28 protein-coding genes, 1 pseudogene and 1 riboswitch are annotated in these 24907 nt (G+C 68.9%); of the genes and pseudogenes, 17 read left to right on the forward strand and 12 right to left on the reverse strand.

The features are described 5' to 3' along the window. Window positions 1-70 precede the first annotated feature (70 nt). The gene (locus tag ACFWF2_RS06850) at window positions 71-820 is read left to right on the forward strand and encodes a hypothetical protein (RefSeq protein WP_379305380.1); all 750 of its coding nucleotides are present in this window, start codon (window positions 71-73) and stop codon (window positions 818-820) included. Here the strand turns inward: ACFWF2_RS06850 and ACFWF2_RS06855 are convergent. Together ACFWF2_RS06855 and ACFWF2_RS06860 are read right to left on the reverse strand one after the other, a co-directional pair. Beyond that, window positions 813-1271 carry a MarR family winged helix-turn-helix transcriptional regulator gene (locus ACFWF2_RS06855; protein ID WP_379305382.1) on the reverse strand — a complete coding sequence of 153 codons (459 nt, stop codon included), beginning with the start codon at window positions 1269-1271 and terminating at the stop codon, window positions 813-815. The two genes, ACFWF2_RS06850 and ACFWF2_RS06855, sit on opposite strands and share 8 nt — an antisense overlap. Further along, entirely contained in the window at window positions 1268-1900 is a 633-nt protein-coding gene (locus ACFWF2_RS06860; RefSeq protein WP_379305384.1) for a type 1 glutamine amidotransferase family protein, read from the reverse strand. Before ACFWF2_RS06860 ends, ACFWF2_RS06855 begins: the two co-directional genes overlap by 4 nt. A gap of 114 nt (window positions 1901-2014) precedes the next feature. On the opposite strand from ACFWF2_RS06860, the gene ACFWF2_RS06865 reads away from it, so the two are divergent. The 4 genes and pseudogenes from ACFWF2_RS06865 to ACFWF2_RS06880 all read left to right on the forward strand — a co-directional run. Then, entirely contained in the window at window positions 2015-2236 is a 222-nt protein-coding gene (locus ACFWF2_RS06865; protein ID WP_379029625.1) for a hypothetical protein, read from the forward strand. A gap of 2 nt (window positions 2237-2238) precedes the next feature. Then, the gene (locus tag ACFWF2_RS06870; protein WP_379305386.1) at window positions 2239-3336 is read left to right on the forward strand and encodes an SPFH domain-containing protein; all 1098 of its coding nucleotides are present in this window, start codon (window positions 2239-2241) and stop codon (window positions 3334-3336) included. Window positions 3337-3424: 88 nt separating this feature from the next. After that, the gene (locus ACFWF2_RS06875) at window positions 3425-3772 is read left to right on the forward strand and encodes a hypothetical protein (protein ID WP_379305388.1); all 348 of its coding nucleotides are present in this window, start codon (window positions 3425-3427) and stop codon (window positions 3770-3772) included. 67 nt (window positions 3773-3839) lie between these two features. After that, window positions 3840-3992: pseudogene (locus tag ACFWF2_RS06880) on the forward strand (type II toxin-antitoxin system Phd/YefM family antitoxin); the annotation flags it as partial. A 142-nt stretch (window positions 3993-4134) separates the two neighbouring features. Here ACFWF2_RS06880 and ACFWF2_RS06885 read toward each other — a convergent pair. From ACFWF2_RS06885 to ACFWF2_RS06895, 3 genes are all read right to left on the reverse strand, one after another. Then, window positions 4135-5343 (reverse strand): O-succinylhomoserine sulfhydrylase, encoded by a 1209-nt coding sequence (locus tag ACFWF2_RS06885; protein ID WP_379305390.1) that lies wholly within the window; start codon window positions 5341-5343, stop codon window positions 4135-4137. Between the two features lie 10 nt (window positions 5344-5353). Then, entirely contained in the window at window positions 5354-5770 is a 417-nt protein-coding gene (locus ACFWF2_RS06890) for a rhodanese-like domain-containing protein (protein ID WP_379305392.1), read from the reverse strand. Between the two features lie 18 nt (window positions 5771-5788). After that, window positions 5789-5905: riboswitch (SAM riboswitch) on the reverse strand. A gap of 45 nt (window positions 5906-5950) precedes the next feature. Further along, a complete protein-coding gene (locus tag ACFWF2_RS06895; RefSeq protein WP_379305394.1) occupies window positions 5951-6409 on the reverse strand; it encodes a hypothetical protein in 459 nt (152 codons plus the stop codon). Between the two features lie 191 nt (window positions 6410-6600). Between ACFWF2_RS06895 and ACFWF2_RS06900 the strand changes: the two genes are divergently transcribed. After that, window positions 6601-7989, forward strand: coding sequence for an FAD-dependent oxidoreductase (locus ACFWF2_RS06900; protein ID WP_379305396.1), 1389 nt, complete (start codon window positions 6601-6603; stop codon window positions 7987-7989). A gap of 128 nt (window positions 7990-8117) precedes the next feature. Then, on the forward strand, window positions 8118-8984 hold the full coding sequence (locus tag ACFWF2_RS06905) for an amidohydrolase family protein (protein ID WP_379305398.1): 867 nt from the start codon (window positions 8118-8120) through the stop codon (window positions 8982-8984). A gap of 1 nt (window position 8985) precedes the next feature. Here the strand turns inward: ACFWF2_RS06905 and ACFWF2_RS06910 are convergent, their stop codons facing one another. Beyond that, on the reverse strand, window positions 8986-9468 hold the full coding sequence (locus ACFWF2_RS06910) for a DUF456 domain-containing protein (RefSeq protein ID WP_379305400.1): 483 nt from the start codon (window positions 9466-9468) through the stop codon (window positions 8986-8988). 125 nt (window positions 9469-9593) lie between these two features. Here ACFWF2_RS06910 and ACFWF2_RS06915 point away from each other — a divergent pair, with 125 nt between their 5' ends. Beyond that, complete coding sequence (locus ACFWF2_RS06915; protein ID WP_379305402.1) at window positions 9594-10691, forward strand: CaiB/BaiF CoA transferase family protein; 1098 nt, start codon at window positions 9594-9596, stop codon at window positions 10689-10691. 78 nt (window positions 10692-10769) lie between these two features. After that, window positions 10770-11135: a hypothetical protein gene (locus tag ACFWF2_RS06920; protein WP_379305404.1), complete on the forward strand. Its 366-nt coding sequence runs from the start codon at window positions 10770-10772 to the stop codon at window positions 11133-11135. A 1-nt stretch (window position 11136) separates the two neighbouring features. On the opposite strand, the gene ACFWF2_RS06925 is transcribed toward ACFWF2_RS06920, so the two are convergent. Next, window positions 11137-12639, reverse strand: coding sequence for a PLP-dependent aminotransferase family protein (locus tag ACFWF2_RS06925; RefSeq protein ID WP_379305406.1), 1503 nt, complete (start codon window positions 12637-12639; stop codon window positions 11137-11139). 61 nt (window positions 12640-12700) lie between these two features. Between ACFWF2_RS06925 and ACFWF2_RS06930 the strand changes: the two genes are divergently transcribed. The 3 genes from ACFWF2_RS06930 (at window position 12701) to ACFWF2_RS06940 (ending at window position 14561) form a co-directional block, all read left to right on the forward strand. Continuing rightward, entirely contained in the window at window positions 12701-12979 is a 279-nt protein-coding gene (locus ACFWF2_RS06930) for a hypothetical protein (RefSeq protein ID WP_379305408.1), read from the forward strand. Between the two features lie 49 nt (window positions 12980-13028). Continuing rightward, on the forward strand, window positions 13029-13592 hold the full coding sequence (locus ACFWF2_RS06935; RefSeq protein WP_379305410.1) for a methylated-DNA--[protein]-cysteine S-methyltransferase: 564 nt from the start codon (window positions 13029-13031) through the stop codon (window positions 13590-13592). 150 nt (window positions 13593-13742) lie between these two features. After that, entirely contained in the window at window positions 13743-14561 is an 819-nt protein-coding gene (locus tag ACFWF2_RS06940; protein WP_379305412.1) for an alpha/beta fold hydrolase, read from the forward strand. Window positions 14562-14583: 22 nt separating this feature from the next. Here ACFWF2_RS06940 and ACFWF2_RS06945 read toward each other — a convergent pair whose 3' ends face one another. Both ACFWF2_RS06945 and ACFWF2_RS06950 read right to left on the reverse strand, forming a co-directional pair. Beyond that, window positions 14584-14877, reverse strand: a complete 294-nt coding sequence (locus ACFWF2_RS06945) for a hypothetical protein (protein ID WP_379305414.1) — start codon at window positions 14875-14877, stop codon at window positions 14584-14586. A gap of 100 nt (window positions 14878-14977) precedes the next feature. After that, complete coding sequence (locus ACFWF2_RS06950; protein WP_379305416.1) at window positions 14978-16267, reverse strand: adenylosuccinate synthase; 1290 nt, start codon at window positions 16265-16267, stop codon at window positions 14978-14980. A 266-nt stretch (window positions 16268-16533) separates the two neighbouring features. Here ACFWF2_RS06950 and ACFWF2_RS06955 point away from each other — a divergent pair, with 266 nt between their 5' ends. From ACFWF2_RS06955 to ACFWF2_RS06965, 3 genes are read left to right on the forward strand one after another with little or no spacing between them, the layout of a single operon-like run. Continuing rightward, window positions 16534-17193 carry a hypothetical protein gene (locus tag ACFWF2_RS06955; protein ID WP_379305418.1) on the forward strand — a complete coding sequence of 220 codons (660 nt, stop codon included), beginning with the start codon at window positions 16534-16536 and terminating at the stop codon, window positions 17191-17193. Continuing rightward, on the forward strand, window positions 17190-17978 hold the full coding sequence (locus tag ACFWF2_RS06960; protein ID WP_379305420.1) for a site-2 protease family protein: 789 nt from the start codon (window positions 17190-17192) through the stop codon (window positions 17976-17978). Before ACFWF2_RS06955 ends, ACFWF2_RS06960 begins: the two co-directional genes overlap by 4 nt. A gap of 43 nt (window positions 17979-18021) precedes the next feature. After that, window positions 18022-18876, forward strand: coding sequence for a glycosyltransferase family 2 protein (locus ACFWF2_RS06965; RefSeq protein ID WP_379305422.1), 855 nt, complete (start codon window positions 18022-18024; stop codon window positions 18874-18876). A 4-nt stretch (window positions 18877-18880) separates the two neighbouring features. Here ACFWF2_RS06965 and ACFWF2_RS06970 read toward each other — a convergent pair whose 3' ends face one another. The 3 genes from ACFWF2_RS06970 to ACFWF2_RS06980 all read right to left on the reverse strand — a co-directional run bounded on the left by ACFWF2_RS06970 (window position 18881) and on the right by ACFWF2_RS06980 (window position 20835). Beyond that, on the reverse strand, window positions 18881-20047 hold the full coding sequence (locus tag ACFWF2_RS06970) for an aromatic acid exporter family protein (protein ID WP_379305424.1): 1167 nt from the start codon (window positions 20045-20047) through the stop codon (window positions 18881-18883). An 18-nt stretch (window positions 20048-20065) separates the two neighbouring features. Next, the gene (locus ACFWF2_RS06975; RefSeq protein WP_379305426.1) at window positions 20066-20500 is read right to left on the reverse strand and encodes a DUF3151 domain-containing protein; all 435 of its coding nucleotides are present in this window, start codon (window positions 20498-20500) and stop codon (window positions 20066-20068) included. Between the two features lie 128 nt (window positions 20501-20628). After that, on the reverse strand, window positions 20629-20835 hold the full coding sequence (locus ACFWF2_RS06980) for a hypothetical protein (RefSeq protein WP_379305428.1): 207 nt from the start codon (window positions 20833-20835) through the stop codon (window positions 20629-20631). 1867 nt (window positions 20836-22702) lie between these two features. On the opposite strand from ACFWF2_RS06980, the gene ACFWF2_RS06985 reads away from it, so the two are divergent. Both ACFWF2_RS06985 and ACFWF2_RS06990 read left to right on the forward strand, forming a co-directional pair. After that, window positions 22703-23740: a hypothetical protein gene (locus ACFWF2_RS06985; RefSeq protein WP_379305430.1), complete on the forward strand. Its 1038-nt coding sequence runs from the start codon at window positions 22703-22705 to the stop codon at window positions 23738-23740. Window positions 23741-23838: 98 nt separating this feature from the next. Further along, a complete protein-coding gene (locus ACFWF2_RS06990) occupies window positions 23839-24897 on the forward strand; it encodes a fused (3R)-hydroxyacyl-ACP dehydratase subunits HadA/HadB (protein WP_379305432.1) in 1059 nt (352 codons plus the stop codon). Window positions 24898-24907 lie beyond the last annotated feature (10 nt).

Consider the following 24907-nt stretch of genomic DNA (forward strand, 5'->3'; position numbering starts at 1 on the left):
GCCGACACCCATCGGCACCGCGGCCCACCTTGGTAGGGTGACCAGCGCTGGTAGTACCCAAGGGGGGAATGTGCAAGGCAACGGGGACTGGTGGTCGACGCCTGGACAATCGGCGGGACATCGAGGGGCCACGGCCCCGCCCAACTACCAGCCGCCCCCTGGCTACCCGCCCAACGGCTACTACCCCAACGGTGGTTACGCCATGCCGCCGAGGCAACAGCTGCCGATGCGCCCGCCCTACGGTGTGCCGCCGCGCCGATCGTCGGGGAACGGCTGGATTTTCGGCCTGCTCGGCGCGATCGCGGCCGTCGTCCTGCTCGTGATCGCCGCGGTCGTCTACGTGGACAACAGCGGCACCAGCGCGGACGAGATGGCCGAGGCGTTCCCCGCGCTGGTCAAGCCCGACGGGTCGTTGACCGGGGCCGGGTACGACGGCCAGATCTGCTGGCACGAGTCGGGCGGCAAGCTGCGCGCGCCGAAGAACGACGCCCTCCTGCTCGGCAACTGGACCGATGCCTGGGACTGCTGGGGTCATGTCGACAAGCCGACCTACGTCGTGCTCGCCTACCCCGAGCAGTCCGACGTCTCGAAGGCGATCGAGCAGCTGCCGCCCAACAAGAAGAGCTTCCTGATGTACAACGCCTACAGCTGGCAGACTGCCGACACCGCCAACCCGGTGCAGTTCTGGAAAGCGCACGCGTTCACCGACAGCCGCCGCAACCGCTTCATCGTCCTGGCGCAGGAGCAGTACTGGCCGAGGCTGGAGCAGGGCAAGAACCTGCACGACTTCGACCGCTGGTGTGTCGCGATGTTCAGCTAGCCGACTCGTCGGCGGCGATGATCGTGTCGAGGGCGTCGGACAGGCGCGTCAGCACCGCGACGGTCTCGGCGAACGCCGCAGGTCCGAGCGCATCGGCCAGCCGCCGCGCCATCACCGCGTGCTGCGGATCGATGCGCCGGATGGCCGCCGCACCGGCCGCGGTGATCGCCACCAGCTTGGCCCGCTTGTGCGCCGGGTTGGGGCGGTATTCGCACATCCCCTTGGCGACGAGGAGGTCGGCCACCCGCTGCACGCTCTGCCTGGTGATGCCCATGGCGCGGGCGATCCCGGCGACCGGCAGCGGTTGTTCCTGCACGGCCGCCATCACCTGCCACCAGGCGACCGAGATCCCGGCCGGGGCGGCCAATCCGTCACCGATGGTGAGGAATTGGCCGTTGAGCCGGTAGACGGTGAGCGCGGCGCCGTCGAGTAAGTCCTGTTCCTCGTTCAACCGGCGAGGCTCCCTTCGTAGTCGGCGAGTACGGCGTACCCGGCCGCGTCCTTGCGTGCGTACAACTGGTACCAGGCGTCGAGGACGCGCGGTTCGTACAGGTCGAGGCGGGCGAAGACCTCCCGCGCGAACTCGAACGGGGACATGCCATCGGCGGTGATGACATCGCGATCGGTGACGGCAGGCGCCTCCACATAGCGCTCGGCACCCGAATATCCGCTGTAGACAAGGTATTCGGCCGCATTGGAGGTGTGCGCGCGGTCGTCGAGCAGCCCTTCCCTCGCCAGCCCGAAGGTGGCGCCGCAGATCGCGGCGATCGGCACGCCCGCCTCGATGAACTGCCTTGCCTTGCGCGCGAACGGAATCAGCTCGTCACCGGCCCACAGGTCGGCGCCGGGCAGGATCAGCATCGCACTGTCCGCGGGGTCGAGATCGGCGATCGCCAGGTCGGGCGTCACCCGCATCCGGCCCATGGTGGTGATCGGCTCGGTGCTCAGCCCGACGGTCTTCACCTGGAACTTTCCCGGCTCGCGATGCCAGTTGCCGTTGGCGATGTGCGCGGTGGCGGCGCCCACCTCCCAGTCGGCGAGGGTGTCGTAGACGGCTACGTGAACTGTTGAGATCGACATGACAGTATCCTGTCATATTTGACAGAATGCTGTCAATAAGAAAATCGAAACCCGCCGAAAGGCCGCGCGTCGTACGCTGACGTCATTCGGTGCGAGACAAGGAGACTCAGCGCGATGATCGACCCCGTGCACGGCCTGACGGGAACCCTCACGTCACCGATCCGGGCGGCCGGTGCGCTGGGTGAGGTCCTCGTCGCGATCCGCGGGGGCACCGAGACCTACCTCGCCCGCGCCGACGAACCGATCGCCGCGGGCTCGACCGTGTTGATCGTCGCGGTCCATCCGGGTCGCCTGGTCGATGTCGTCGCCTGGATTCCGCTCACAGAGGAGAAATGAACATGCTGGGCTATCACGTTCCCGATCCCGACGAAGCCATGCTGGTCAGCGGCGCCAAGACCAAGGACAACGCGCCGTTCAAGGTGGTCATCGGCCGTGGCGCCTGGGTGGTGCCGCTGTTCCGCAAGGTCCGCTACCTCTCGCTGGCGATGTTCGAGTCCGAGATCAGGGAGCGCTGCGTCACCAAGCAGGCCATCCAGCTCGACGTGCGCGCGGTGATCGCGTTCAAGGTCGCCAACGACACCCAGTCGATCGTCAATGCGGCACAACGGTTCCTGTCCGAGCAGGAGCAGGAGATGTCGGTGCTCACCGGCCGCATCTTCTCCGGACACCTGCGCTCGATCGTCGGCTCGATGACGGTCGAGGAGATCATCCGCGAGCGCCAGAAGCTGGCCGACGAGGTGCTGATCGCCTCCAAGGTGGAGATGAGCAATATCGGCCTGTGGGTCGACTCGTTCCAGATCCAGTCCATCGACGACGGCAACCTCGGCTACATCAATGCCCTCGCGGCGCCGCACAACGCGGCCGTGCAGCGTGACGCCCAGATCGCCCAGGCCCAGGCAGCCCAGCGCGCCGCCGAGGCCGAACAGGAATCCCTGCGCCGCCGTGCCGAATACGAGCGCGAGACCTCGATCCTCAAGGCGCAGTATCAGCGCGACATCGACAAGGCCAATGCCGAAGCGGCCCAGGCGGGTCCGCTCGCCGACGCCATCGCCAGGCAGGCGGTCCTCACCGCCCAGGCCGAGCAGGCCCGCAAGAACGCCGAACTGCGCGAGCAGGAACTCCAGGCCGAAGTCGTGAAACCCGCACTCGCCGAGGCGGAACGCGTCCGCATCCTCGCCGAGGCCGAAGCCGACCGCACCCGCATCCAGGCCGAAGCCGCCGCCTCCAACAACCGCATCGCCCTCGACCAGCTGCTCATCGAACAACTCCCCGAAATCGTCAAGCAGGCCTCCAACGGCCTCGCGGGAGCCAACCTCACCGTCCTCAACGGCCCCGACGGCGTCGGCGAACTGGTCAACGGGATGGTGGGCCAGGGTCTGACCGTCTTCAACTCCCTGCAGAAGGCGCTGTCGAACGGGGAGGCCGACAAAGTCTGATCCGCTTCCTGGCCAGGCGCTATTAACGGTGCCCGGCCAGCCGCCGATTCACTGTGACGAACTCCGGGATCGAACCAAGGAATGACTGATGGGATTGTGGATCGGTAGCCCCACACTGGGCGCATCCGAGAACGTCGTCTGGCGCAAGCTCGCCAATCGAACACAGGGCAGTCGGGCTGTTGGCGGCTGCCTCTACCTGACCGAGATCCGTCTCCTCTTCGTGCCCACCCACGTCGACGCGATCACCGGCGGCAAGCGCTGGGAAACTCCCCTGGCCCAGCTGCGCGCCGTCGGGCAGCAAAGCCCGGACGGTGGCGTGTTCAGCGGCGGCCTCCGCACTCGCCTTCGCATAGACACCGGCGCAGGCACCGAACTCTTCGTCGTCAACAAGATCGACGAGGTGATCGCGAAACTCGACGCCGCCAGGCCCTCGTGACGCCGAGGGCAACCTATCGACGCCGCCGCGACCAGTGACGTAGGCAATTGCGCCGCATACTGGCGTCATGAAGTCCATCAGCGTTGGCGAGCTCCGACGGAACCCGACCGCCATCGTCGCCGATGTCGAGTCAGGCGAGGTCTACGAGCTGACCCGGAACAATCACCGGGTCGGCTTCATCGTGCCCGCCGTCTCCTCGACCCAGATCATCCCGCGCAAAGTTGCCGGACGGCCCAACACCAGCACCATCCCCCGCCATGAGCTCCACACGGCCGCCTCTATCGACGACTTCCGGTAGGCCCATGGGCACCGAACAGGAATCGGCCCTGGACTATCCGGTCCAGGGCCGATTCTTGTTCGTGCTAGCTCAGGGCGTGGTCGAGGTCGCCGAGGAGGTCTTCGATGTCTTCGAGGCCGACCGAGATGCGGACCACGCCGTCGGAGAGGCCGATGGAGGCTCGGCCTTCGGGGCCCATCGCGCGGTGGGTGGTCGTGGCGGGGTGGGTGATCAACGTCTTCGCGTCGCCGAGGTTGTTGGAGATGTCGATGATGCGGAGGCGGTTCAGGACCTCGAAGGCGCGCTTCTTGCCGTCGTCGCCTGCCAGTTCGAAGGTGACGACGGTGCCGCCGCCGGACATCTGGGAGGTGGCGAGGGCGTGTTGGGGGTGGGATTCCAGGAAGGGGTACTTCACCCAGTTGACCGACTTGCTGGTCTCCAGGAACTGGGCGACCTTCAGGGCGGATTCGGTGGACTGGCGCACGCGCAGCGGCATCGTCTCCAGGCCCTTGAGCAGGGTCCAGGCGTTGAACGGGCTCAGGGCGGGGCCGGTGTGGCGCATCAGGTTCTTGACGGGGCCGTCGATGTAGTCCTGGGCGCCGAGGATGGCGCCGCCGAGGACGCGGCCCTGGCCGTCGATGTGCTTGGTGCCGGAGTAGACGACCACGTCGGCGCCGAGTTCGAAGCCGCGCTGCAGCAGCGGGGTGGCGAAGACGTTGTCCAGCACCACCTTCGCGCCCGCGGCGTGGGCGAGCTCGGTGACCTTGCGGACGTCGACGAGGGTCTGCATCGGGTTGGCCGGGGTCTCGAAGAACACGGCCTGGGTGGGCACCGAGAGCGCCTGCTCCCACTGCTCGAGGTCGTCACCGTCGACGAAAACGGTCTCGACGCCCCAGCGCGGCAGGATCTCGTTGCACACCACGAAGCAGGAGCCGAACAGGCTCCGCGCCGCGACGAGGCGATCGCCCGCCTTCAGCAGCGCGCCGAGCGCGGTGAACACCGCGGACATGCCAGAGGCGGTCGCGAACGCGGCCTCGGCGCCGTCGAGCAGCCGGATGCGCTCCTCGAACATCGACACCGTCGGGTTGCCGTAGCGGGAGTAGACGAAGTGCTCGACCTCGCCGGTGAACGAGGCCTCGGCGGCCTCGGCGCTCTCGTAGACGAACCCCGAGGTCAGATACAGCGCCTCGGAGGTCTCCTCGAAGCCGGAGCGGCGCAGGCCGCCGCGGACGCCGAGGGTGGCTGGGCCGACGCCCTCGGGCAGTGGCTTGTCGAACGAACCACCGGTGATCATGCGTTTCTCCTTATGCCTGACGCCACGGCAGGCCGACCGCGCGCCAACCGGTGCTGCCGCGCTGCCCGAACGCGTCGGGGCCGCCCTCGAAACCGTCGAGCACGTTGTAGGACGGGGCGATGCCCGCCGCGGTCGCCACGGTCGCCGCGCCGATGGAGCGCTGACCGGAGCGACACAGGAACACCACGGGCGCTTCGTCCGGCCGCCCGGCCAGCGCCTGCTCGAGCTCGGCGCCGAAGTTCGGGTTGCGGGTTCCGGTGCCGTCGACCCACTCGATGAAGTGGGCCGGGCGCTCGATGGAGCTGGTGTCGGGGATGCCGATGTGTGCCCACTCGCCCTCGGTGCGCACGTCGACCAGCACCGCGCCGGGGTGCTCGGCCAGGATCTCCCACGCCTTCTCAGGGGTGATGTCGCCGGCGTAAGTCATGTCGAAACCTCCTGCGTGAATCCGCTCTTGCCGTGGCGGTTATCCAGCGCACGGCCAGGTCGTCACCCGGAGCACCCCACCGCGGAGGAGGGTTGCCGACCAGCGAGCCGGGGCTTGGGGCTGGTACTCATGACCTTGCGAACTGAGATTGCCCCGGCACAGGTCACCGTGTCAAACGGTTCATGGCGTGCAGACCAGCCAGGCGCCGTCGACCCTGGTCAGATTCCAGGTGCTGGTGGACGACTTGTCGCCGATCTGCACGGTGGCGTCGATCTTGGCCCGGTCGCCGTTGACGGTCGCCTTGTCGAAACCCTTCTTGTCGATCGCCACGGCCGATTTCGGGCCGCCGAGCCGCTCGGAGAGGCCGGATTTCTCCTCGTCGAAGCCGGGGCACGCGACACCGGGCGGCGGCCGCAGCTCGCTGCGCGAGCGCGCGTCGATATAGTTGGAGACAGCGGCCGTGAGCCGGTCGGCCTCTGTGACATTTTTCTCAGCGGGTGAGAGCAGCCCGCCGAGCACGATGCCGATGAGCACGATCACCGCGATCACCGCGGCCGCTACGAACGGGACGACGGAACGCTTGTCGGTCTGATCCACCACGATGGGCTGGTCTTCCGAGCCTGATTGTTCCTCGTTCATGCTGTAATCCTGACAGACCGGGCGCGGGCAACCACACCGCGCGCCGGGTGGCTACAACGCCGCAGATAGAATCGCCTTCGAATGCGGCCTGCCGCCGACGTCGAAGGCAGCTGCCAGCCGCCGGATCGCCAACTTAGCCTAAGCTAAATTGACGCCGTCAATAGTTCTCGACCAAAGGGTGCGCGTAGAAAATGACCGAACAGAGTGCAGCGACCCGCCCGCTCCGCATTGCGATCGTGGGCGCAGGACCGGCCGGTATCTACGCCGCCGACGCCTTGATGAAGTCCGATGCCGACGTGAGCATCGACCTCTACGAGCGCATGCCCGCGCCCTTCGGCCTGATCCGCTACGGCGTCGCCCCCGACCACCCGCGCATCAAGGGCATCATCACCGCCCTGCACAAGGTCCTCGACAAAGAGCAGGTGCGGCTGCTCGGCAACATCGACTACGGCACTGACATCACCCTGGACGACCTGCGTCAGTTCTACGACGCGGTGATCTTCTCCACCGGCGCCAACGCCGACCGCGCCCTGCCGATCCCTGGTATCGACCTCGACGGTTCCTACGGTGCCGCCGACTTCGTCTCCTGGTACGACGGGCACCCGGATGTGCCGCGCTCGTGGCCGCTGGACGCGGAGAAGGTCGCCGTCCTGGGCGTCGGCAACGTCGCCCTGGATGTGGCGCGCGTGCTGGCCAAGACCGGTGACGAGCTGCTGCCGACCGAGATCCCGCCGAACGTCTACAAGGGGCTCAAGGAGAACAAGGCCGTCGAGGTCCACGTCTTCGGACGTCGTGGCCCCGCCCAGGCCAAGTTCACGCCGTTGGAGCTGCGCGAACTGGATCACTCGCCGACGATCGAGGTCATCGTCAACCCCGAGGACATCGACTACGACGAGGGCTCCGAGGCCGCGCGTCGTAACTCCAAGCAGGTCGACATGGTCGCCAACACCTTGGAGCAGTGGGCCATCCGCGATCATGGCGGCCGCCCGCACAAGCTGTTCCTGCACTTCTTCGAATCCCCGGCCGAGGTCATCGGCGAGGACGGCAAGGTCGTCGGTCTCAAGACCGAGCGCACCCAGCTCGACGGCACCGGCAACGTCAAGGGCACCGGCGAGTTCAAGCAGTGGGATGTCCAGGCGATCTACCGCGCCGTGGGCTACCTGTCGCAGAACGTCACCCAGCTGCCGTTCGACGACCAGGCGGGCACCGTGCCCAACGAGGCCGGTCGCGTGATCTCCGACGAGACCGCCGAGGGCTCGGACCGTTTCATGCCCGCCACCTACGTGACCGGCTGGATCAAGCGCGGCCCGGTCGGCCTCATCGGCCACACCAAGGGCGACGCAAACGAGACCATCGCCTGCCTGCTCGACGACGCCAAGGACTTCGCCCCGGCGCCGCAGCCCGAGCTGGACGCGGTCACCACGTTCCTCGAGGGCAAGGGCATCCCGTTCACCACGTGGGCGGGCTGGTACCGCCTCGACGCGCACGAGCGCGCCCTCGGCGAGCCCGAAGGCCGTGAGCGCGTGAAGGTCGTTGAGCGCGAGGACATGCTGCGCGCCTCCGAGCCGAACAAGGTCTAGGATCGGACTCCCAGAGGCCGGTGGGGACAGGACGCCACGTTCTGCAACCCACCGGCTTTTCTGTTCTACGGCCACTGTCACAGGGGCCGGACTGTTCTATCCCGCCTAACTCGAGGCATTCTGTACAAGTGTTCGATGCCCACGTCCACATCATCGATCCGCGGTTCCCGCTGATCGAGAACGAAGGCTACCTGCCTGACCCCTACACCATCGCCGCCTATCGAAAGCGCATGGCGCACTTCGATGTTCGCGGTGGTGCGGTGGTCAGCGCGTCGTTCCAGGGTTCCGACCAGTCGTACCTGAAGGCCGCGCTGGCCGAACTCGGGGACGGCTGGGTCGGGGTCACCCGGCTGGATCTGGATGCCACCGACGACGAGATCATCGAACTGGACCGCGCCGGCGTGCGCGCCCTGCGGTTCAACCTCAAGCGCGCCGCCGCCGACATCACCGAGATGACCCTGCAGGCGCTGCGCGCGCACGAGCTGGCCGGCTGGCACGTGGAGCTCTACATCGACGGGCAGATGCTGGCCTCGTTGCAGCCGGTCATCTCCAAGCTGCCCGCGCTCTCGATCGACCACCTCGGCATGTCCGAGGAGGGTCTGCCCTATCTGCTCGATCTGGTGGATCGCGGCGCCAGGGTGAAGGCGACCGGTTTCGGCCGGGTCGACATGGACGTGGCCGAGACGCTGCGCCGCATCCACGCGGTCAATCCCGGGGCGCTCATGTTCGGCACCGACCTGCCAGGCACCCGCGCGGGCAGGCCGTTCGAGGACGCCGATGTCGACCTGATCTGCCAGGTCGTCGGCGCCGATCTGCACGCGGTGCTCGAGGACAACGCGCGCGAGGCCTACCGGCTGCCCGCCGTGGAGCGCGCGGTGACCGACCCGATACCGACGATGCCGATCCGGCGCACCGACAATCCGACCGTGCCGATTCCACGCAACCAGCTGCCCGGCGCCGGCGAGCACACCCGCCCGCTGCCGGTCATCGAGTAGGTCAGGCCAGGATCGAGCCGGTCAGCCACACACCGGCGGCGACCAGCGCACCGAGCAGCTCGACCAGCATCGACAGCCCGACGCCCTTGAGCGCGTGCACCGTCGCGGGCCAGGCCAGCTGGTTGGTCTTCAAGCGGTACAGCTCGGCCAGGTAGACGCCGAGCACGAAGCCGATGAACAGGCCGACGATCGGGATGACGAAGAACCCGACGACGCCGAGGATCGCGCCGGCCAGCAGCGCCCGGTTCGACACTCCCGCCTCGCGCATCCGCCTGCCCGGCCAGGTGTATTTCACGACGCCGGAGATGCCGAGCGCGACCGTGGCGATCGCGAGCACCGTCCAGGCCTCGGCGCCGCCGGTCATGAAGGCCCACACCGCGATCGCGGCGAAGATCAGGATGACGCCGGGCAGAATCGGCACGATCACGCCGACGAGACCGACCAGAATGACGAGGCCTATGATGACCTCACCCCACACGCTCACTACGGGTCCTCCCATTGTGGCGCCGAGTCGCGCCACCGGAATTCTCGCCCATGCCCTACCCGGGCCGCCATCCCGACGCTATTGTCAGACTGTCAATACCGTTCGACGATGAACAGAGGTCAGGTGTGAGCGAGTCCACCAACGCCAAGCAGGGCCCCCTCGCGGGGATCAAGGTCATCGAGCTGGCCGGCATCGGGCCGGGCCCCCATGCCGCGCTACTGCTGGCCGACCTCGGCGCCGACGTGGTCCGCGTGCAGCGCCCCGGCATGATGCCGGGATTCATGGAGCGGCCGCAGTGGCGTGGCCGGACCATTGTCGAAGCGAATCTCAAAGATCCCGCCGACGTCGCCAAGATCCTCGACCTGGTCGAGAAGGCCGACGTGCTGCTCGAGGGCTTCCGTCCCGGCGTCACCGAGCGCATGGGCCTCGGCCCCGACGACGCGCTCGCCCGCAACCCGCGCCTGGTCTACGGCCGGATGACCGGCTGGGGCCAGCACGGCCCGCTCGCCGATCGCGCGGGCCACGACATCAACTACATCTCGCTGACCGGCGTGCTCAACGCCATCGGCCGCAAGGGTGAGCGGCCGGTGCCGCCGCTGAACATGGTCGGCGACTTCGGTGGCGGCTCGATGTTCCTGGTGTTCGGCGTGCTCGCCGCGCTGGTCGAGCGGCAGAGCTCCGGCAAGGGCCAGGTCATCGACGCCGCGATGATCGATGGGGCGCTCGCCCTGTCGCACATGATCTGGGGCATGCGCGGGGTCGGCCTGTGGTCCGACGAGCGCGGCACCAACCTGCTCGATACCGGCATGGCGTTCTACGACACCTACGAGACCTCCGACGGCAAGTACATGGCCGTCGGCGCGATCGAGCCGCAGTTCTACGCCGAGCTGCTGGCCGGGCTGGAGATCGACCCGGAGGGTCTGCCGATGCAGATCGATCCGAACGGGCAGGAGCAGCTGCGCAAGCTGTTCGCGGACAAGTTCAAGACCAAGACCCGCGACGAGTGGGCCGCGATCTTCGACGGCACCGACGCCTGCACCACCCCGGTGCTGACCTTCACCGAGGCCGAGCAGAATCCGCACATCGTGGCCCGTACCGGCCTGATCGATATCGAGGGCGTCGTCCAGCACGCGCCTGCGCCGCGGTTCTCCCGCACTCCCGGTGGCGTGCCGACACCGCCGCCGTCGGAAACGACACCGATCGACACGGTCTGGGTTGACTGATTTGCCTGCCTGTCGTCGGTAGTCTTATCGGCTATCGACGACAAGCCACGGACCCGCACCGGCCACCGGCCACCGAAGGTGCTCGCCGCGCTCATCGCGGTCACCACCTTCGGTGCCGCGCTGCTCGCTTTCACCCTGGCCGAAGGAATGCTCGACGACCGCAAGACCCGGCTCATCGAATCCCGTTGCCGCAGCGAGTCCCCGGTGCCCGCGGCGGTCAGCGCGCTCAACGGCCTCGCGGCCGGACTGCTACTGGCCAGCACCATCTCGCTGATGTGCCTGCTGGTGCTGCTGTTCCGGTATCCGTCCGCGCGCAGCGCCGTCGCGGTGCCGCTCACCACGGTCGCCGTCCTGATCTCGATGCTGTTCATGCTCGGCGCGGGCTACGAGACCGTGCGACCCGCCTCCGCGTCGGCCGGCTCCCACCCGTGCGGATTCGGCTGACTCAGTAGCAGGTGAGCGGTTGCAGCGGATCGGCGGCGCGCGGGGTGAGGGCTTCGTAGGCGGCGGCGATGGACTTCACGGCCAGGCGCAGCTCTGGTTCGGGGTGGGTGAAGGGCAGGCGCAGGAAGCGTTCGAAGGCGCCCTGGACGCCGAAACGTGGTCCGGCGGCGAGTAGTACGCCGTGATTGGGTGCGGTGGCGGCGAGTGCGGTGGAGACGGGGCTCGGGAGCTGGGCCCAGACCGACATGCCGCCAGCGCCGGGGGCGATGTACCAGCCGGGGAGGTCTTCGGCGACGGCGTCGAGCAGGGCGGCGCGCTGGGTGCGCAGCTGCTCGCGGCGGCGGTCGAGGATGGGCTCGGCGTTCTCCAGCAGGTGGACGGTGGCCAGCTGGTCCATCACCGGGGTGCCGAGGTCGACGGTGGCGCGGATGCCGAGCAGCTTGGTGATCAGCGCCTGATTGGTGCGGATCCAGCCGACCCGCAGACCACCCCAGAACGACTTCGACGCCGAACCGATGGTGATGATCTCCGAGCCCTTCGCGAACGCGGCGACCGGTGGCGGCATGGTCTCGCCGGACAGGTTCAGATCGCTCATCGACTCGTCGACGACGACGGTCATCCTGGTGTCGCGGGCGATGGCGGCCAGTTCGGCGCGGCCGTCGGCGTCGAGCAGCAGGCCGGTGGGGTTGTTGAAATCGGGGACCAGGTAGGCCAGCGTCGCCGCGGTCTGCCTGGCTGTGCTGCGCAGGCCGTCGAGATCCCAACCGGCGTGCGGGAATTCGGGCCGCAGCGGGAGCGGGATGGGGCGGGCGCCGACATCGCGGATCGCCTCGATCGCGTTCGGGTAGGTGGGGTGCTCGATCAGCACGCGCGCGGCGGGTGAGGTGAGGACGTTGAGCAGCAGCCGGAGCCCGTGCTGGGCGCCGAGCGTCACCAGGATCTGTTCGGGCTCGGTGGGCAGGCCGCGGGCGGTGTAGCGGCGGGCCAGCGCCTCGCGCAGGGCGACCACGCCGACCGGGTCCATGCCGTGCGTGCCGAGATAGGCCGGAATGCCTTGCAGTGCGGTCGAATACGCCTCGTGCAATTCCGGCGGGGCCGACATCGCCGCGTAGGTCATGTCGATGGTCGGCAGTTCGGGCTGGGCCATCAGCGCCATGATCCCGCGGGTCGGCTTGGAGCCGTCGTGCTGGATGGCCGGCGGCAGCGCCACCGTGCTGCGGGAGCCCTGGCGGCTGATCAGGTAGCCGTGCTCGCGCAGCAGCGAGTACGTCGAAGTGATGGTGGTGCGGCTGACGCCGAGGGTGGTGGCCAGATCGCGCTCGCTGGGCAGGGCGACGCCGAGCGGGGCGCGGCCGTCGTGGATCAGCAGCCGGATCGCCTCGGCCAGAGCCAGATAGGCGGGGCGGTGCGGGCGACGCTCGGGGGAATCGCCGCCGGTTTCGGGGTCACGCCACCGGCCGAGGTCGCGGGCCAGGCCGGATGCGCCGATCACTCTTGTCGCCATGAAGTCCAGTATTCCGTAAGTGGATATTTATGGGCAAGGCCAGTCGGAGGATTCTTACGACATGACCACTTTCCTCGCCCTCGCCGTCGCCACCGCCTTCGGGTACGCCGTCTATCACTTCTCGCCGAAACGAGGGGAATTGCCGTTCTGGCCGTTCCAATATCTGCCGCACGACAGGGCTTTCGGCACCTACGATGACCAGCGCCTGTTCCGCGATCTCGATGCGGTGCGGGTGCACGAGGACGAGTCGGTGTCACCGGCGGTCGACGGAGGCAGTCAAGTCCAGTTGCCGAAAACTGGACCTCTCGAATCCGGCGAGCGCGGGCCGCTCGCCGCGTGAGCGCAGGGGCGGGCCGGAATCTGTCACCGGGTCGGCGCACACTGTGATCATGAGTTCCGGAACCAGGACCGAACCGGTTGCCGCGGCACTGTTCGACACGGCGATCGGCCTGTGCGCGATCGCCTGGCACGGCGAGACCGTCGTGCGGTTCCAGTTACCCGAGGCGAGCGAGGAGGAGACGCTTGCCCGGATCACCAGGCCACTGGGCGGCGTGCCGGTGGTCGAGGACGAACCAGGGCCCGCGATCACCGCGGCGATCGCGGGGATTCGTACCCATCTGGCGGGCACGGTCGACCCGTTGCGCTGGATCGACGTCGACCTGCGCGGTGTGCCCGAGTTCTACCGCGCCGTCTATGCCGTGACCCGCGAGATCGACCCCGGCCACACGCTGAGCTACGGCGACATCGCCACCCGCCTCGGCGCGCCGGGCTCGGCCCAAGCCGTCGGGCAGGCGCTGGGGCGCAACCCTGTTCCGCTGATCATCCCCTGTCACCGGGTGCTCGCCGCCGATCACGCGCTGCACGGTTTCTCGGCGCCGGGCGGGATCGGCACCAAGGCGCGGCTGCTGGAGATCGAGCGGACTCCCGGCTTCGGTGAGCCGACGCTGTTCTGATCCTCGAAGACCGATGAATCCTCGCGGCGAGCACCGTCTGTACGGATAGCCCAGGCATCGCCACGGCGTAAACCCGTGCCGACCTGCACCGAACCCGATCGCGTAACGTCGAGTCCGGTGGTCACACGGCCCGTATCGAGAGGAACCACAATGCAGACTGTGACGTCGGCCGACGGCACAACGATCGCCTACGACCGGGTCGGGGACGGCACGGCGGGGACGGTCATCCTGATCGGCGGCGCGTTCAGCTACCGCGAGTTCGCGACCATGGTCGAGCTCGCCAAGACGCTGGCCGCCGACTTCGGCCTGACGGTGCTGAACTACGACCGGCGCGGGCGCGGTGACAGCGCCGACTCCCCCGGCGTGTACGACGTGGCCAACGAGATCGCCGATATCGCCGCGCTGGTCGAGGCCGCCGGCGGGAAGGCCGCGCTGTTCGGCTGGTCGTCCGGCGCCGCGCTCGCGCTGCTTGCCGCGGCCGAGGTGCCGGGCGTGACCGAGGTGGTCGCCTTCGAGCCGCCGTTCGTGGTCGACCCGAAAGACCATGTGCCGCCGAAGGATCTGGAGGCCAAGCTGCATCCGTTGATCGCCGCGGACAACCGCAACAAGACGGTCCGCTACTACATGACCAAGGCGATGGGCATGCCCTGGCTGATGGTCACCGCGATGCGCGTGACCCCGTTCTGGAAAGCCCTTGCCGCGACGGCCAATTCGACCGCCCACGACTGGGCCGTGATGAAGCCGTACATGCGCGGCAAGAAGCTCGACGCCACGGAGTGGAGCGGTGTCACCGTTCCGGTGCTCGTCCTCGCCGGCGACCGCACCGCGCCGATGCTCACCAAGGGCGCCAAGGCCGCCGCCGACGTCCTGCCGAACGCGAACTTCGCCGAGCTGCCCGGCGTCAGCCACAACCCGAAGGTCTCGATCCTCGCCCCCGCGATCGGCGAATTCCTCACCCGCACACGATGATCCACGCTGAGCGCAGCGGCGGTCAGGGTGGTGGCGGGTGGTCCCGGTAGAACTGGCAGGGATCGCCGGTGAGGTAACCGTCCATGCAGGCGAAGTAGGTCTGGACGCAGGCGTTGCTGGTGCAACCCGCCGTGTAGAGCATCCCGCGGATTCGCTCGTTGCGCTGCTGGGAGGGGGTGAGTGTCTGGGCTGGCGGGAGCACCGAGCTCACCGGTGACGGGCTGGGCGGCGGGGTCGGTTCGTCGGGCGAACTACAGCCGGGCAGGACGGCGAGGGTGAGCAGCGCCGACAGGGCCAGACCTGCACGCATCGCCATCAGCCACCTCCGTCCGGAACCGCTTCGACGGTACCCCGGGCCCTGAACCAGCGAAACTGCCCCTCTCCGAAACCGGGAAGGGGCAGTTCGCGAAGGAAACTCAGCCCAGCACGTCGTGGCGGACGATGGTCTGGTCGCGGCCGGGGCCGACGCCGATGCACGAGATCCGCGCGCCCGACAGCTCTTCGAGCCGCAGCACGTAGGCCTGCGCGGTGGCGGGCAGCTCCTCGAAGGTGCGGGCGTGCGAGATGTCCTCCCACCAGCCGGGCATCTCCTCGTAGATGGGCTTGGCGTGGTGGAACTCGGTCTGGGTGGTCGGCATCTGCTCGACCCGCTCGCCGTCGATCTCGTAGGCGACGCAGATCGGCACGGTGTCCAGACCCGACAACACGTCGAGCTTGGTGAGGAAGTAGTCGGTGATGCCGTTGACGCGGGTGGCGTAACGGCTGATCACCGCGTCGAACCAGCCACAGCGACGGGCACGACCGGTGGTGACGCCCACCTCGCCGCCGTTCTTGGCCAGGAACTCGCCGAAGTTGTCGAACAGCTCGGTCGGGAACGGGCCGGAGCCGACGCGGGTGGTGTAGCACTTGAGGATGCCGAGCACCGTGTCGATCTTGTTCGGGCCGATGCCCGAACCGACCGCGGCGCCGCCGGAGGTCGGGTTCGACGAGGTGACGAACGGGTAGGTGCCGTGGTCGACGTCGAGCAGGGTGCCCTGCGAGCCTTCCAGCAGGATCGTGTCGCCGCGCTCGAGCGCCAGGTTCAGCTCGAGGCGGGTGTCGGAGATGCGGTGCTTGAACGACTCGGCCTGCTCGAGCACCTCGTCCACCACCTGCTGCGGGTCGAGCGCGCGGCGGTTGTAGATCTTCACCAGCACCTGGTTCTTGAACTCCAGTGCGGCTTCGACCTTCTGGGTGAGGATCTTCTCGTCCAGCACGTCGGCGACGCGGACGCCGACGCGGGCGACCTTGTCCTGGTAGCAGGGGCCGATGCCGCGGCCGGTCGTACCGATCTTGCGGCTGCCGAGGAAGCGCTCGGCGACCTTATCGATGGCAACGTGGTACGGCATGATCAGGTGCGCGTCGGCGGAGAGCAGCAGGCCGGAGGTGTCGACTCCGCGCTCTTCCAGACCGGCGAGCTCGTCGAGCAGCACACCCGGGTCGACGACGACACCGTTGCCGATGACGTTCTTGACGCCCGGGGTGAGGATGCCGGACGGGATCAGGTGCAGAGCGAACTTGTCACCGTTGGGGAGGACCACCGTGTGGCCCGCGTTGTTGCCGCCCTGATAACGGACGACCCACTGCAACCGCTCACCGAGCAGGTCGGTAGCTTTGCCCTTGCCCTCGTCGCCCCACTGGGCGCCGATGAGGACGATTGCCGGCATTTCGCGTCTCCTACAGATCGACAGCAGCACACTGTGTACTGCAGCTACCTGCCGTAGGACGCTGCGCGTCCAGTCACTGAGGCGGTGGCCGGAGACACAGTCTAGCCGACGCCTGATCAGGGACCCTCGACGTGCCCTGCCCGAGCGTGCCGCCCCCCGGCCCTCGCCGACGCCAGGATCGGCTACCGTTACTTGCCGGCAGGGGGTTTTGCCGTGTGCTTGTGGGCGACACACCGTCGGCCGTACCGAGGAGGGTGTACCGCAGTTTGAGTACCCACGTTCTCCGATGTGGTGACATACCGGTCCCGATCGCGCTCGCCTCGCTACCGACCACCCAGACCGGCCCGCTGCCCGACGTCGCCGTCATCGACGAATTGCTGCCCGTGCTGGCCGCCGACAGCCTGCCGCGGTTGATCGTGCTCGGCTCCGACGCCGGCCTCGCCGCCGTGCTCACCCATCTGATGCGCACCGAACGGCTGCACGTCGAGGTGGGATTCGTGCCGGTCGAGACGACCTACGCCGCGCGGGTCTATCAGACCGCTACCGGTAACGCCGCCGCGAAGATCGCGATCGACGGCCGCGCGATCGAGACCCCGCTGATCCGCGACGACACCGGCACCGTGCTCGTCGGCCGGGCCAGCATCACCGGCATCGACGGCGCCGCGCTGGAGGGTGAGGCCTACGTCGACGACACCCTGCTGTTCAGCGGCACCGTGGCGACGATGCTGATCTCGCCGACCATGACGATGCCCGGGGTCCGCGCGCGCGTGCGCAAGGGCTTCCGCAAGCGCACCTGGGTGTCCGGGCGCGCCGCGCAGCTCGGCACTCCGGGCGCGATCGTCACCAGAGACGGCATCACCACCGAACGCAAGGTGCCGCGCTCGACCTTCTACCGATTCGAACAACCCTGGCTCTTGGTGCGATGACCTATTCCTTCACGCCGGGCAGGCGCACCGGCCACAACGCCGTCCGTCCCAGCCCGGTCTTCCTGCTCATCGTGTTGATCACCGTGGCCGGTGGCGCGCTGGCCTGGGATGCCGACATCCAGTCGGTGCGAGCCAAGTTCGGCGTGTTCATCCTCGTGGTGTTCGGCTGGATCATCAGTCTGTGCCTGCACGAATTCGCGCACGCCTACGTCGCGTGGCGGGCGGGCGATCACGAAGTGCAAGTGCGGGGCTATCTCACCCTGAATCCACTCAAGTACAGCCATCCGGTGCTGTCGATCGGCCTGCCGCTCGTGTTTATCGCCCTTGGCGGAATCGGTCTGCCCGGTGGCGCGGTGTATGTGGACACCACCCGGTTCCGGTCGAGTGTGCAGCGGTTGGTGAGCGCTGTCGGTCCCGCGTCCAACGCGCTGTGCGCGGTGGTGCTGCTCGTGATCGTGCGGGTGTTCGGGTCGGTCCAGGAGCACGCGGCGTTCTGGGTCGGGCTCAGTTTTCTTGCGTTCCTGCAGATCACGGCATTTCTGCTGAACATTCTGCCGGTGCCGGGCCTGGACGGATACGGCATCATCGAGCCGTCGCTGAGTTACGAGACCCGCAGGGCGCTCGACCAGTTCAAGCCGTACGGCATGCTGATTCTCTTCGCTGTCATCTTTTTCACACCGCTGAGCCAGGTTTTCTTCAACGGCGTTTACGCTTTGTTCGAACTTTCCGGGGTACCAGAGGGTTGGGCTGCCTACGGCGGCCACATGACTCGTTTCTGGCGTTGATAGCCTGTCGCGGGTCAGCCACGACTCTGGAACGGAAACGCATATGGGCCCCACCGAATCGCCCGTAGTCCTGTCCGTCGTCATCCCGACGCTGGACGAAGCTTCCTGCATCACCGCCTGCCTGGAACGCCTAATCGGCCAGGACGCCGTCGACGAGATCGTCGTCGTCGACAACGGCAGCACCGACGGCACCCGCGAGATCGTCGCCGAACTCGCCATCCGCCACCCCAAGATCGAATTGCTGGAGGAGCCGGATCCTGGCGTCGCGCACGCGCGCAATACCGGCTTCGACAAGTCCCGCGGCGACTACATCGGCCGCATCGACGCCGACACCCTCGTCGGGCCCGACTGGGGCGCCACCGTGCGCGCGCACCTCGACGCGCATCCGGACACCATGGCGGTGACCGGTATCAGCACCTACCACGACTCCCCGATCGGCTTCTTCCTCGCGGCCGTCATCGGTGGGCAGGAGCGCCTCGGCCTGATCAAGCATCAGCCCGTCGGCAATGTGCACGGCGCGAACATGGCGATCCGGCGCAGCGCCTGGCAGCAGGTCCAGGAAGCCACCACCACCCGGCGCGACCTGCACGAAGACCTCGACTTGGCGCTGTGCCTGACCAAGGCGAAGCTGCGCATCGATCAGCTGCCGCAGCTACGGGCCGAGATCTCCGCGCGCCGCCGCAAGACCCCGCCGAGCGTCTGGTGGACGTACCAGCTGCGCGGCCTGCAGACCATCGCCAATCAGGGCTACACCGTGGTGCCCTTCCACCGCGCCGTGATCACCGGCGCCTGGCTGATGCACACCTCGCAGTGGCCGATCTACCGGGTGTGGGACTTCGATCGCAAGCGGTTCTCGCTGCGGCCGGGCCGCCCCCGGGTCTCCCCCGTCGGCGACTGAACCCTCATTCCTCCGGCGTCACATACGGATTGGGCACGGTAGGCGGGAGCAGCGCCATCGCCGAGATGCGCTGCATCCCGCACACCACCATCAGATCCACCACGATCGACCTGATCTGGGCGAACACCACATGCGCCGAAAGGCCCGCCCCGGCAACCAGTTCCGGGCGGGCGTTCTTGGCGACACTGCGCAGTGCGCGGGTGGCCTCGGCCTGATCCGGCTGCTCGCCGGGGTCGGCCAGCATCATCTTGCGGACCACGTCGGTGGCATTGCCCAGCTGGTTGACCAGGTCGATCAGGCGCGGGTCGAGCACCTCGTCGTCGCGGACCAGGGTGAGTGAACGGCGCAGCAGCACACGGGTATTGCGGACGGCGTTGTCGAGCGGATCGGCCGCCGAATGGATGCGGGCGAGCCGCTGGCGGGAGTTCCAGTACAGCGGCGAGATCCGGCTGACCTCACGGCCGCCCGCCAGCGCCGAACGCAGCGCATCGATCTGGCCCTGGGTGGCGCGCACCGCCGACAGCGCGTCGTGCACCTTGGCCGAGTCCTGCTCGAGCAGGCCGTCGGCGCAGGTGATCATGGATTTACTCATCACCGACAGCACATCGGCCGCGTGTTCGCGAGCCCGGCGCACCGGGTGCAGGGGGATCAGCCCGACCATCAGCACGCCGACGAGGCCGCCGACCAGCGCGTCGATCATGCGGCTCGGTCCCGCCCCGGCGGCCTGGCTCAGCGTGGAGACCAGCACCGCCGAGCCCGCCGCCTGGATCGAGATGATCGAACCACCGTCCAGGAACACCGCGCACGCCATCGCGCAAGCGACGACCAGTCCCACCTGCCAGACACCGGTACCGACCTGCGCGATGAACAGGTCACCGATGCCGATGCCGACGGCGACGCCGACCACCAGCTCCACCGACCGGCGGACGCGGGCACCGAAGGAGATGCCGATGGAGACGACCGCCGCCGTCGGCGCGAAGAACGGCTCGGGATGGCCGAGGATGTTGTGCGCGATGAACCAGGCCAGTGCCGCACCGAGCGAGCACTGGATGATCGGGATCGCCGACAGCCGCAGCCGCACCGAGGACGCCTTGAAGCGATCGACGGTGCTGGTTTTAGCGGCCGCTACTACCGGGGACGCCGCGGCGACGACGGAGTGGGAATCGCTCACCTACGAATCGGCCACGACTCAGTCCAGGCCGAGTTCGGCGGCCGCGCGCGGATCGCAGTCTTCGAGCAGATCGAGGCAGCGGGCGTACTCTTCGGTCTCGCCGATCGTCTTCGCGGCCCTGGCCAGCGCGCCGACGCTGCGCAGGAAGCCCTGGTTCGGCTCGTGGTTCCACGGGACCGGGCCGAAACCCTTCCAGCCGTTGCGGCGCAACAGGTCGAGGCCACGGTGGTAGCCGGTGCGGGCGAACGCGTACGCGGCGACGGTGTCGTGATTGACCTCGCCGCCGGCGCGTTGCAGCGAGTTCTCGGCGAGCTGGGCCCAGGCGATGGACGCGGCCGGGTGGTCGGCGGCGACCTTGACCGGGTCGGTGCCCGCCGCGATGGCGTCTTCGGCGTCGATCAATTCGGGAAGGAGGACCGGCTGCGGTCCGAGCAGGTCACCGAAGGAGGTCATGGGTTCATTGTGCACCGAGCCGCCGAACGACGTCGCCCGGCCCGCCGCGGGGCGATCGGCGAACTCCCCCGCGCGGCGCGCATTAGGCTGACGCAGGAGTGGCAACGTTCGAGCCTGAGCGAGGGGTACTAGGTGTCCGACCCGACCGACGAGAACAACCCGGCAGCCGAGCCTGCCGACCCCGGCGCGACCGGGCCGAGCGCCCAGCGTGGCGCCGATTCGTCGAGCACCGCGCCGCCGACCGGCGCACCCAAGTCGACCCCGGAAGCGGTCACCGAACCGGGCAGGGCGACGGTCACCCCTACCGCAGGGGGGACCGCGGAGACGGTCGTCATCCGGCGCGGTGAGCTGCCGGGTGCCGCGGGCGCGCCCGGCGGACCGCGGTCCCAGGGCGGCCCCGGCGCGCCGCAGCAGGCGGGTCACCCCGGCAACGCACCCCAGCACCCTCCGGCACCACCCCGCCGCGCGCAGCCCGTCGGTCGATCGGGGAATGCCGCGGGTGGACAGCAAGCCTCGCGACCGGGCAGCGCTCCCGGCCAACAGCCAACGGGCCGACCCGGGACGCCGCAGGCTGGTTCACGCCCCCAGAGCGGTCCCGACTCGCCGCACGGCCCAGGCAACTCGCCTGGCGGGCAGCCGTCCAGCAACCCGCCTGGCGGACAGCCGTCCGGTCAAGGCACTGCGCCTGGTGGGCGACAGCCCCTCGGCCCCGGCGGACCACGTCCCCAAGGCGGGCCCGGTGGGCCACAGCCGGGTGGGCGCCCCGGCAATGTGCTGGGCGGACAACGGCCTTCAGGTGTCGGCAACGCACCTGGCGGACTGCGGCCGCAGGGCGGGCCAGGCGCGAGCGCGGGCAACGCGCCTGGTGGACAACAGCATCCGGGTGGTAGCAACGCCCCTGTCGGACCGCGGCCCCAGGGCGGGCCAGGTGCGGGCGCGGGCAACGCGCCTGGTGGGCAGCAGCGTTCGGGTGGCGGCTACGCCTCCGGTGGATCGCAGGGCGCCGGGCAGCGACCGGTCGACAGGCCGGAAGGTGCGCCGCGAGCAGGCGGACCGGGAGCGGGCTCTGCTGTCGCGGGATCGCAGGACGTCGGCGGGCAAGTGCCCGCTGCGGGTCGGGTCGGCGACCAGGGGCGTGGCGCGCAGAACTCCGCGCAGGACCAGGGCTCGAATGCCGCGGCCGCCTCGCCGTTGGCTGGACTGTCGCAGGGTCTGCCCGGCGGGGACCGTTCCGAGCAGGCGAGTTCGGAGAGCACAGGCCGTCAGGGCGATCGCCCTGTCGACCCCGCGAGCCCTGATGCGCCGACCACCGCGATGCCCATCCCTGGTCAGAAAGCATCTGCAGCTCAGGGTGATTCGACGAACGACGTCACCGCGAAGATTTCGAGCGCTCAGTCGAAAGCCGCGCAAGCGGATATCCCGACGGCCGGCATGAGCCAGGTCGACCGTCCGTCGACGTCGGCTGCGAAGTCCGGCAAGGCATCCGCCGCCGCAGGTGCAGCAGCGGGTGCGGCGCTCGCCGGTGCTACCACAACAGGTGCAGCACCTGACGGCACCTCGGCCGACGACACATCTGCTGCCGCGGATCGTCCGGCTTCGAACGAAGGCCCTGCGGACCGCACGGCCGCCGCATCAGCGGGTGCTGCCGCGGCTGGCACCACCGAAGCAGCGGATGCCTCCGCGTCGGCCACGGGTGACACGGCGGACAGGGGCACCGCGGCAGCGACCACAGGCTCCGCGACCGGTGCGGGTGCTGCGGACGCCGAGTCGGGACGCGACGCGAATCGCCAGGATTCGACCGGCGCAGGCTACAGGTCGACCGATGGCGGCGACGATTCGAGGACTCGCGGCTCGGGCGGAGCTGACGGCGGCGCGGATGCGGATGCACCCACGGTCTCCGGAGTTGTCGTCGGCAAGGGTGGTTCACCCGCTGACACGGATGCGACCGAGAAGTTCCAGACCGGAACGCCGGGGCGTGCAGCAGGCGACAAGCCGGGCGCCGACCGCACCGGGCCGGGTGGCAACCCGGGCGCAGGGCAGGCCGGGCCGGGTGCACGGCAGGCCGGGCCGGGCGACAAGTCCGGCGTGCGGCCGGGTGCTGCCGCGGCCGCGGCGGCAGCTGCTGGGGTGGCGGCAGCCGCTGGGGCGAGCTCGCTGGTGAAGAAGGGTGGGGGCGAAGTTCCCCCGTCCGAGGATCAGACCATGGTGATGCGGGTGGTCGATGCGGCGGATGCGCCGACGACGGCCATGCCGATCCAGCGGCCGACGGATCGAGTGGTGCCGCCCGCCGGTGGCAGGCCGATGACGCCGCCGCCGAATACGCCGCGTGGGCCCGCCGGGCCGCGACAGGCGGGGCATCAGGGTCCGAGTGGGCCGCACGGACCCGGGGTCGAGGAGACGCAGCCCTCGCCGCCGCGTGGGCCGAGTGTTCCGCCGAAGCCGGCGTCGGCTCCCTCGCCCGCCGATATCCAGCCGACGCGCCCCGCGCAGCAGCTGGCCGAGGGCAAGCGCCAGGTCGCGCCGCCGGACGGCCCGCGGCCGGGCCAGCCGGGCGGCCAGCCGGGTCAGCAAGACGGGCCGGGCCGAGGGCAGCAGTCACCGGACGGCCCACGGCAGGGCCAACAGCCGTCAGGCGGACGGCCGGGCCAGCAGGACGGACCGGGCCGAGGCCAGCAGTCACCGGGCGGCCAGGGTCAGCAGCCCTCGACCGGGTGGGCTGGTCAGCAGGACGGCCCGCGGCCGGTCCCACCGCCGCAGCGGTTCGACGCGCCACCGGTCGCGGTGGCCGAGGACCCGAAGGCCGCCGCGAGCTCGAAGCGCTGGCTGCTGGCCGCGGGCGGCGCCGCGGTGCTGGTGGTCGCCCTGATCGCGACCGTCGTGGCATTGATGTCCGGCGACAACTCGCCCGAGGGTCAGGTCCGTACGGCGATCGGGGCCTACGCTGACGCACTGCGCAGCGGTGACCTGGATGACCTGCGGTCGAGCACGTGCGGTCAGCTGCACGAGTTCTACCAGGGCATCACCGCCGAGCAGTTCAACGGCGTGCATCAGCTCTCGACCGAGCGTGGTTCGATCCCGGTCGTCGACAGCGTGGATGCGGTGCGCGTCACCGGCGACACCGCGCTGGCCGAGGCGACGGTGTACACCTCCGCCGACCCGTCGAAGCGGACCGCGCGCACGTTCGACCTGCAGCGCACCGACGGCAACTGGAAGGTGTGCGACCCCGCCGGCACCCCGTAACCCAGCCGCGACCCGTCGTAGCGGGCATTCCTGCCTGCTATGACGGGTCACACATAACTGGGCATCCGGTTGGATTCTCGACTAACATTTTCCGGATCATGAGCAAGGTACAGACAGTGTCGCAGCCGGACATCGAAGCTGTGGTCCCGGACGCGTCGCTGGTCGGCCAGCGATTCGGGTTCCGCGATCACTACGAGGTCGGCCGCGAGAAGATCCGAGAATTCGCCAGGGCCGTGCAGAATCTGCACCCCGCCCATCACCAGGAAGTCGACGCGCGCAAGCTCGGCTATGAGGGCATCGTCGCGCCGCCGACCTTCGCCTCGGTGATCGGGATGAGCGCCACCAGGGCACTGCTCGACACCGTGCTCACCGAGTACGACCTGTCCCAGGTCCTGCAGACCGACCAGGTCTTCGAGATCCACCGGCCGATGCTGGCGGGCGACCGGATCAGCACCGAGATCGATATCGAGTCGATCCGCCAGTTCAGCGACAACGACTTCATCAACGTCGGCTTCAAGCTGATCAATCAGGACGGCGAGACAGCCGTGCAGGGCACGACCACCATCGTTGCCCGGCGTGGCGTCGAGGTCGACCCCGGCATCGTCGATGCCGTCGAGAACATCAGCATGCACCCGCGCCCGGCCACCATCGCCGGTCTCGACACCGCCGACACACTGATCCGCCGCACCGGCCCCGCACCGGCTACCGCGCCGCGCGAGTTCGCCCCGGTCAACACCACCCCCGAGTTCGACTCCCTGGTCAAGGGCGGCGAGCTGCCCGCCGGCATCGCCCGGGTGACCCGCGGCGACCTGGCCAACTACGCCGGCGTCTCCGGCGACCCGAACCCGATCCACTTCAGCGACCGCGCCGCCGAACTGGCGGGCCTGCCGACCGTCGTCGCCCACGGCCTGCTGACCATGGGCCTGGCCGCCCAGTACCTGACCGACTGGCTCGGCGACCCCACCGCGATCGAGAAGCTGGCCGTCCGCTTCTCCGGTTTCGTCCCGGTCCCCCCGGCCGAAGCGGGCATCATCGAGTTCTCCGGCAAGATCAAGTCGATCGACCCCGAACGCCGCGCCGCCACGATCCTGCTGAGCGGAATCTCCGAGGGGCGCAAGCTCTTCGGCCGCGCCGTCGCCGACGTCCGCCTCACCTAACCGCCTCCCC

This window comes from Nocardia sp. NPDC060259 (genome assembly GCF_042728775.1).
GTDB lineage: Bacteria > Actinomycetota > Actinomycetes > Mycobacteriales > Mycobacteriaceae > Nocardia.

What these genes read in the sequence shown, in the direction of transcription:
- ACFWF2_RS06960 (WP_379305420.1), top strand. Translation starts at nt 17,190, where the DNA reads ATGACCTATTCCTTCACGCCGGGCAGGCGCACCGGCCACAACGCCGTC.
- ACFWF2_RS06945 (WP_379305414.1), bottom strand. Translation starts at nt 14,877, where the DNA reads ATGGCGATGCGTGCAGGTCTGGCCCTGTCGGCGCTGCTCACCCTCGCC.
- ACFWF2_RS06925 (WP_379305406.1), bottom strand. Translation starts at nt 12,639, where the DNA reads ATGGCGACAAGAGTGATCGGCGCATCCGGCCTGGCCCGCGACCTCGGC.
- ACFWF2_RS06940 (WP_379305412.1), top strand. Translation starts at nt 13,743, where the DNA reads ATGCAGACTGTGACGTCGGCCGACGGCACAACGATCGCCTACGACCGG.
- ACFWF2_RS06990 (WP_379305432.1), top strand. Translation starts at nt 23,839, where the DNA reads ATGAGCAAGGTACAGACAGTGTCGCAGCCGGACATCGAAGCTGTGGTC.
- ACFWF2_RS06950 (WP_379305416.1), bottom strand. Translation starts at nt 16,267, where the DNA reads ATGCCGGCAATCGTCCTCATCGGCGCCCAGTGGGGCGACGAGGGCAAG.
- ACFWF2_RS06890 (WP_379305392.1), bottom strand. Translation starts at nt 5,770, where the DNA reads ATGACTTACGCCGGCGACATCACCCCTGAGAAGGCGTGGGAGATCCTG.
- ACFWF2_RS06930 (WP_379305408.1), top strand. Translation starts at nt 12,701, where the DNA reads ATGACCACTTTCCTCGCCCTCGCCGTCGCCACCGCCTTCGGGTACGCC.
- ACFWF2_RS06900 (WP_379305396.1), top strand. Translation starts at nt 6,601, where the DNA reads ATGACCGAACAGAGTGCAGCGACCCGCCCGCTCCGCATTGCGATCGTG.
- ACFWF2_RS06965 (WP_379305422.1), top strand. Translation starts at nt 18,022, where the DNA reads ATGGGCCCCACCGAATCGCCCGTAGTCCTGTCCGTCGTCATCCCGACG.
- ACFWF2_RS06935 (WP_379305410.1), top strand. Translation starts at nt 13,029, where the DNA reads ATGAGTTCCGGAACCAGGACCGAACCGGTTGCCGCGGCACTGTTCGAC.
- ACFWF2_RS06980 (WP_379305428.1), bottom strand. Translation starts at nt 20,835, where the DNA reads ATGACGACCGTCTCCGCGGTCCCCCCTGCGGTAGGGGTGACCGTCGCC.
- ACFWF2_RS06895 (WP_379305394.1), bottom strand. Translation starts at nt 6,409, where the DNA reads ATGAACGAGGAACAATCAGGCTCGGAAGACCAGCCCATCGTGGTGGAT.
- ACFWF2_RS06865 (WP_379029625.1), top strand. Translation starts at nt 2,015, where the DNA reads ATGATCGACCCCGTGCACGGCCTGACGGGAACCCTCACGTCACCGATC.
- ACFWF2_RS06860 (WP_379305384.1), bottom strand. Translation starts at nt 1,900, where the DNA reads ATGTCGATCTCAACAGTTCACGTAGCCGTCTACGACACCCTCGCCGAC.
- ACFWF2_RS06885 (WP_379305390.1), bottom strand. Translation starts at nt 5,343, where the DNA reads ATGATCACCGGTGGTTCGTTCGACAAGCCACTGCCCGAGGGCGTCGGC.
- ACFWF2_RS06870 (WP_379305386.1), top strand. Translation starts at nt 2,239, where the DNA reads ATGCTGGGCTATCACGTTCCCGATCCCGACGAAGCCATGCTGGTCAGC.
- ACFWF2_RS06975 (WP_379305426.1), bottom strand. Translation starts at nt 20,500, where the DNA reads ATGACCTCCTTCGGTGACCTGCTCGGACCGCAGCCGGTCCTCCTTCCC.
- ACFWF2_RS06985 (WP_379305430.1), top strand. Translation starts at nt 22,703, where the DNA reads ATGGTGATGCGGGTGGTCGATGCGGCGGATGCGCCGACGACGGCCATG.
- ACFWF2_RS06875 (WP_379305388.1), top strand. Translation starts at nt 3,425, where the DNA reads ATGGGATTGTGGATCGGTAGCCCCACACTGGGCGCATCCGAGAACGTC.